The organism is Arthrobacter sp. Soil764, assembly GCF_001428075.1.
In the GTDB taxonomy this organism is placed as follows: Bacteria; Actinomycetota; Actinomycetes; order Actinomycetales; family Micrococcaceae; genus Arthrobacter.
Genome location: NZ_LMSI01000001.1, coordinates 493,321 through 499,375 on the forward strand (window position 1 = coordinate 493,321; position 6,055 = coordinate 499,375).

Consider the following 6,055-nt stretch of genomic DNA (forward strand, 5'->3'; position numbering starts at 1 on the left):
CGTTACCCGTAAAGGAGCACCCATGCCTGCCTCTGAAAACCAAGGTTTCAACACCCGCGCCGTCCACGCCGGCCAGGAGTTCGAGCCCCGCACCGGAGCGGTGGTGCCGCCGCTGCACTTCAGTTCCACCTACGCCCAGGACGGGATCGGCGGCCTGCGCAGCGGCTATGAATACGGCCGCGGCGGCAACCCCACCAGGGACGCGCTGCAGGTACAGCTCGCGGCGCTGGAACTGGGCACCCACGCCTACAGCTTCAGCTCCGGCCTGGCCGCGGAGGACGCCCTCATCCGCGCGCTCACCCGCCCGGGTGACCACATCGTGCTGGGCAACGACGCCTACGGCGGCACGTACCGGCTGATCAGCCGGGTGCTTGGCGACTGGGGGATCGGCAACACCCCAGTGGACATGGCCAACCTGGACATGGTCCGCGACGCCGTGGCCGCCAACAAAACCCGCTTCCTTTGGGTGGAGACGCCCTCCAACCCGCTGATGAAGATCACCGACATCGCAGCGCTCGCGGACATAGCGCACGACGCCGGGGCCCTCCTGGTGGTCGACAACACCTTCGCGTCCCCCTACCTGCAGACCCCACTCGCCCTGGGCGCCGACGTCGTGGTGCACTCCACCACCAAATACATCGGCGGCCACTCTGACGTGGTGGGCGGCGCCGTGGTGGTGAAGGACGCGGAGCTGGCCGACAAGATCGGCTTCGTCCAGTTCGCCGTGGGTGCCGTGTCCGGCCCGATGGATGCCTTCCTGACCACCCGCGGGCTGAAGACCCTGGGCGTCCGCATGGACCGGCACAGCGAGAACGGCCAGGCCGTGGCCGAGTGGCTGCTGGAACGCCCGGAGGTGGAGGCCGTCCTGTATCCGGGCCTGCCCACCCATCCGGGCCACGAGCTCGCCAAAAAGCAGATGCGGAAGTTCGGCGGCATGGTCTCGGTGCAGTTCAAGGGCGGTGAAGCGGCGGCGCGGAAGGTGGCTGAGTCCACGTCCGTGTTCACCCTCGCGGAGTCCCTGGGCGGCATCGAGTCCCTCATGAACTACCCCTCCGAAATGACCCACGCGTCGGTCAAGGGCACCGAGCTGGCCGTCCCGGTCAACCTGCTCCGCCTGTCCTGCGGCATCGAGGACGTGGAGGACCTGATCGCCGACCTGGACCGGGCCTTCTCCGCCATCCCGTAAACCACCCCCGCGAGATGTCATTTCGCGGCAATGTTCGCAGCCCGGACTGCCGTTAAGTGTTATCTCGCGTAGGGCATGGCTTTCTTGAAGAAAGCCAGCTAGGGTTCCCCTATGCCTCTCCGCTCAAACTGGTCCCAACGCAGCTGCAGCATGGCCCGCGGCCTGGACATCCTTGGCGACCCCTGGTCCATCCTGGTGCTGCGCGAGGTCTTCTTCGGGAACGGGCGCTTCGACGCCATGAAGAGCCGGCTGGAGGTTGCCGACTCGGTGCTCACCAAACGCCTGGCAGGCCTGGTTGAGTCCGGGCTGCTGGCCAGGAAGGCATACGACGACGGCGGCCGCACACGCCAGGAGTATGTGCTCACTCCCAAGGGTGAGGACGCGCTCCCGGTCCTGAACGCGGTCACCATCTGGGCGGAAAAGCACCTGCCCGCGCCCTCGGACCAGGCACACCTGTACGTGATCCATACCGGCTGCGGGGAGCCCACCACCTCGGCAGACACCTGCACCCGGTGTGGCGAAAAGCTGACGGCGGCCAACACCAGCTGGCACAGCCGGTCCAGGTCGGACCAGCCCATCCGGTTGTCCACTGCATCGGGGACGGGAGCGGCCTCGTGAGCACCCTGCCGGAAGAAACAGCCGACATCTCACCGCAGGCCGCTCCGCAGCCCCAGGGTCCGCGGCGCCGCCTGCATCCCGCCTGGACAGTTGCCGCCGTTGCCTTCCTTGCCCTGGTTGGGGCTGCCGGATTCCGGGCGGCCCCGGGCGTCCTCATGGTTCCACTCCAGCAGGAGTTCGGCTGGTCAACCACGGTCCTCTCGGCAGCCGTGAGCATCAACCTGGTGCTCTTCGGGCTCACGGCCCCGTTCGCCGCCGCCCTGATGGAACGGTTCGGCATCCGGGCAGTCACCGCAACGGCGCTGGTGTTGATCGGTGCCGGGAGCGCCCTGACGGTGCTGGTGAACCAGTCGTGGCAGATCCTGCTGACCTGGGGATTGCTGATCGGACTCGGCACCGGCTCCATGGCACTGGTCTTCGCCGCCACCATCGCCAACAACTGGTTTGCGAAAAGCCGGGGACTGGTCATCGGCATCCTGACCGCCGGAAGCGCCGCCGGCCAGTTGGTCTTCCTGCCCTTCATCGCCCTCCTCGCGCAGGATCCAGGGTGGCGGCAGGCTTCCCTGCTGATCGCCGCCGGGGCGCTCGCCGTGGTCCCGCTGGTGCTGAAGTTCCTCAAGAACTCACCCGCCGACGCCGGAGTGCTGCCCTATGGCGCGGAAGAGGTTGAACACCCGGCAGGCTCCGCAAAAGCTCCGGACGACGGCCCGCGCAGCAACGCCGCCATCCGGGCCCTCCAGGTCCTCAAACGCGCCAGCAGGGTGCGCACGTTCTGGGCTCTTGTGGCCGGTTTCGCCATCTGCGGCGCCACCACCAATGGCCTGATCGGCACCCACTTCATCCCCTCCGCCCATGACCACGGCATGCCGGAAACCACGGCTGCGGGCCTGCTCGCCGTCGTCGGGATTTTCGACATCATCGGGACCATCGCCTCAGGCTGGCTGACCGACCGCTTCAATCCCCGCGTCCTGCTCGCCGTCTACTACCAGTTCCGCGGCATCGGCCTGCTGGTGCTCCCACTGCTGCTGAACGCCGAGGTGCAGCCCAGCATGATCGTGTTCGTGGTGATCTACGGCCTGGACTGGGTGGCCACCGTCCCACCCACGGCCGCCATCTGCCGCGAGACGTTCGGTGCCGACGGCAGCGTGGTCTTCGGCTGGGTTTTCGCGGCCCACCAGCTGGGTGCCGCCGCGGCTGCCATTGCCGCCGGGGCCCTGCGGGACGCCACCGGCCACTACACCTACGCCTGGCTCGGGGCAGCGGCCATGTGCACCATTGCCGCCGTCATCAGTGCCACCATCCGCCGGAACCGCAGTTCGCGGGAAGCGGAGCCGGCAGCGGCCTGAAACCGGCCACCGCTAGGCTGGTCCGATGGAACCTGTCACACCCCTCCCTGCCCGCCCCGTTGCCCTGGTCACCGGTGTGGGGCGGCTGGCCGGCATCGGTGCCGGCATTGCCCGGCAACTCGCGGCGGACGGCTGGGACCTGGCGTTGTCCTACTGGGCCGAGTACGACGCCCGCATGCCGTGGGGGAGCGAACCCGAGGACGTGGTCCGCCTCACCGCCGAGCTGGAGGCGATCGGTGCCAAGGTCCATGTCCTGTCAGCTGACCTCCAGGACCCCGGCGTCCCGGACCGGCTCGTGGCGGAGGCCGCACAGCTTGCCGGCCCGCTGCAGGGCCTGGTGCTCAGCCACGCGGAGTCGGTGGATTCAGGCGTGCTGGACACCAGCGTGGAGTCCTTTGACCGGCACTTCGCAGTGAACACCCGCGCCAGCTGGCAGCTGATCGCCGCCTTTGCGCGGCAGGCAACGGACGACGGCGGCGCGATCGTTGCGCTGACCAGTGACCACACAGCGTTCAACCTTCCCTACGGCGCCTCCAAAGGGGCCTTGGACAGGATCGTGGTTGCCGCCGCCCGCGAGCTGGGGCCGCAGGGGATCTCGGCCAACGTCCTCAACCCGGGGCCGGTGGATACCGGCTGGATGACCCCGGAGATCCGCGCGGAACTCAGCGCGCGTCAGCCCACCGGCAGGCTGGGCACCCCGGCCGACGTTGCCGGGACCGTGGCGTTCCTGCTCTCACCCGCGGGTCGTTGGGTCTCCGGCCAGCTGATCAAGGCTGACGGCGGCTTCTCGGCCTGACGTCTGGGCGTAGGCAACAGGCTTCCGCAGTCCTACAATCGCGGATATGGATGCCGTCGAGGTAGCCGGACTCAGGATTGCCTACCAGCGGGCGGGCAACGGGCCACCGCTGATCCTGTTCCACGGTGCCGGCGAGGACAGCAGGATCTGGCGGCACCAGCTGGAGGACCTGTCCAAAGACTTCACGGTGATTGCCTGGGATGCTCCCGGATGCGGTCAGTCCGATGACCCTGCACCCAACCTCTCCGCCCGGGACCTGGGGCTCCTCGCCGTCGGCTTTCTGACGGAAGCTGCGGGCGGGAACGGAAAGCCGCACGTCCTGGGAATGTCCTGGGGCTCCATGGTGGCGCTGGAGTTGTACAAGGGGTACCCGGAGGTCCCAGCATCGTTGCTGCTGGTATCGGCCTATGCCGGCTGGGCAGGATCATTGCCGCCGGAGGAAGTGGATCGCCGGATTGCCATGGTGGAAGCGGAGATCGGCGAGCCGCCGGGCAAGTTCGTTCACGAGTGGCTGCCCACCCTCTTCGCGAAAGACGCCGACCCTGCAGTGGTCGCCGAAATTGCCGCCGTGATGCTTGATGTCCGGCCGGCAAGCCTACGGGCACTGCTCAGCGCCAGCGGACGCGCGGACTACCGCAGCGTCCTGTCGACGATTGCTGTTCCCACGCTTTTGATTCATGGGGAGGAAGACCAGCGCTCACCGCTGTCTGTGGCGCAGGAACTGCACCGGCAGATTCCGGGTGCAGCGTTGACGGTGATTCCCGGTGCCGGACATCTGGTGTTCGCCGAAGCGCCGGAGCAGTTCAACGCCGAGGTTCGGCGCTTCCTGCAGGGTCTCGCCTGAGGCGCACCCGGTCCCACCCAACTAGGTGTATTACCCACGGAGGTTGGTGACGCGGCTGGCGGGTGCCTGACCTCTGAGTGCTGTGTGGCCTCGATGGTGATTGTAGTGGTGGAGCCAAGCTAGGAAGGCCTGTGCCCGTTCGGTTTCGCTTTTGTAGGGGCGGGCGTAGGNTGTATTACCCACGGAGGTTGGTGACGCGGCTGGCGGGTGCCTGACCTCTGAGTGCTGTGTGGCCTCGATGGTGATTGTAGTGGTGGAGCCAAGCTAGGAAGGCCTGTGCCCGTTCGGTTTCGCTTTTGTAGGGGCGGGCGTAGGCCCATTCTTCTGTCATGGTGCGGTTGAAGCGCTCGACTTTGCCGTTGGTTTGGGGCCGGTATGGCCTGGTGTATTTGTGTTTGATGCCGGGACCGAGAGCTTCGTTGAAAACCCGTGAGCGGTAGCAGGAACCGTTGTCGGTCAGCACCCTGCGGATTGAGACGCCGCAGCCCTGAAAGTAGGCGCTGGCCCGTTGCCAGAACCGGGCAGCGGTTTCCTGCCGCTCGTCTATGAGGATCTCTGAATACGCGAGCCGTGAGTAGTCATCAATGGCGGTGTGGATGTAGGCGTAGCCGGGCTTAGGGCGATCTTTGCGGTGTCCACGGTTGGACCAGCCCTTGGCCCGGCCCACCGCCCGGTGGCCTCCTCCATCGGGGATCCGGCCGAGCTTCTTGACGTCGACGTGAACGAGATCTCCTGGACTGGTGTGTTCGTAGCGGCGAATGACTCGTCCTGTCGCCCGATCCAGCCAGGACAGCCTCGCCAGATGATAACGGGACAGGACCTTGTGGACCGTGGACGGGTGCATCCCGAGCAGATAAGCGATGCGGGCCGGCCCCCAGCGCCGGTTCACCCGTAAGGCAATGATCCGCCGCTCAACCCGCCGTGGTGTCCGCTGCGGGGATGATGCAGGACGGCTGGAGCGGTCCTGCATACCCTTTGCGCCGAGCTCGCGGGCCTGGGGACCAAGCTCAAGATAGCGTTTGGCCCAGCGGGCGGCAGTCGGCACAGAAACCTGAAAACGTTCGGCAGCGCGCCGCAACGGCCAGCCATCATCGACGATACATTTCGCCAATTCAAGCCGCCCCAAGGGCGCGAGGAAAGCGTTAGGGTGGGACACGAAGACCTCCGTTTGTGGAACTGGACTCTAGACAAGCCCCACTCCACTCGGAGGTTTTCTTCATGTCACCACGCCACGCCGACCGTCACCAACGTCCCTGGGTAATACA

At 66.7% G+C, this 6,055-nt stretch carries 6 protein-coding genes; 5 read left to right on the forward strand and 1 reads right to left on the reverse strand.

The genetic code is table 11. The annotated features are described in order from the left end of the window. Nucleotides 1–22: 22 nt before the first annotated feature. The 5 genes from ASG86_RS02310 to ASG86_RS02330 all read left to right on the forward strand — a co-directional run bounded on the left by ASG86_RS02310 (nucleotide 23) and on the right by ASG86_RS02330 (nucleotide 4,790). Complete coding sequence (locus tag ASG86_RS02310) at nucleotides 23–1,186, forward strand: cystathionine gamma-synthase (RefSeq protein ID WP_056329588.1); 1,164 nt, start codon at nucleotides 23–25, stop codon at nucleotides 1,184–1,186. A gap of 111 nt (nucleotides 1,187–1,297) precedes the next feature. Further along, nucleotides 1,298–1,804 (forward strand): winged helix-turn-helix transcriptional regulator, encoded by a 507-nt coding sequence (locus tag ASG86_RS02315; RefSeq protein WP_056329592.1) that lies wholly within the window; start codon nucleotides 1,298–1,300, stop codon nucleotides 1,802–1,804. Further along, nucleotides 1,801–3,150, forward strand: a complete 1,350-nt coding sequence (locus tag ASG86_RS02320; protein WP_056329596.1) for an MFS transporter — start codon at nucleotides 1,801–1,803, stop codon at nucleotides 3,148–3,150. The genes ASG86_RS02315 and ASG86_RS02320 overlap by 4 nt, the downstream gene beginning before the upstream one ends. Before the next feature lie 25 nt (nucleotides 3,151–3,175). Beyond that, nucleotides 3,176–3,946 carry an SDR family oxidoreductase gene (locus ASG86_RS02325; RefSeq protein WP_056329599.1) on the forward strand — a complete coding sequence of 257 codons (771 nt, stop codon included), beginning with the start codon at nucleotides 3,176–3,178 and terminating at the stop codon, nucleotides 3,944–3,946. A gap of 46 nt (nucleotides 3,947–3,992) precedes the next feature. After that, the gene (locus ASG86_RS02330) at nucleotides 3,993–4,790 is read left to right on the forward strand and encodes an alpha/beta fold hydrolase (RefSeq protein ID WP_056329602.1); all 798 of its coding nucleotides are present in this window, start codon (nucleotides 3,993–3,995) and stop codon (nucleotides 4,788–4,790) included. Between the two features lie 175 nt (nucleotides 4,791–4,965). On the opposite strand, the gene ASG86_RS02335 is transcribed toward ASG86_RS02330, so the two are convergent. Next, a complete protein-coding gene (locus ASG86_RS02335) occupies nucleotides 4,966–5,946 on the reverse strand; it encodes an IS481 family transposase (RefSeq protein ID WP_056329605.1) in 981 nt (326 codons plus the stop codon). Nucleotides 5,947–6,055: the final 109 nt, after the last annotated feature.

Excerpts from the sequence above, each read along its gene's own strand:
- ASG86_RS02310 (WP_056329588.1), top strand. The coding sequence starts at position 23 with ATGCCTGCCTCTGAAAACCAAGGTTTCAACACCCGCGCCGTCCACGCC.
- ASG86_RS02315 (WP_056329592.1), top strand. The coding sequence starts at position 1,298 with ATGCCTCTCCGCTCAAACTGGTCCCAACGCAGCTGCAGCATGGCCCGC.
- ASG86_RS02325 (WP_056329599.1), top strand. The coding sequence starts at position 3,176 with ATGGAACCTGTCACACCCCTCCCTGCCCGCCCCGTTGCCCTGGTCACC.
- ASG86_RS02330 (WP_056329602.1), top strand. The coding sequence starts at position 3,993 with ATGGATGCCGTCGAGGTAGCCGGACTCAGGATTGCCTACCAGCGGGCG.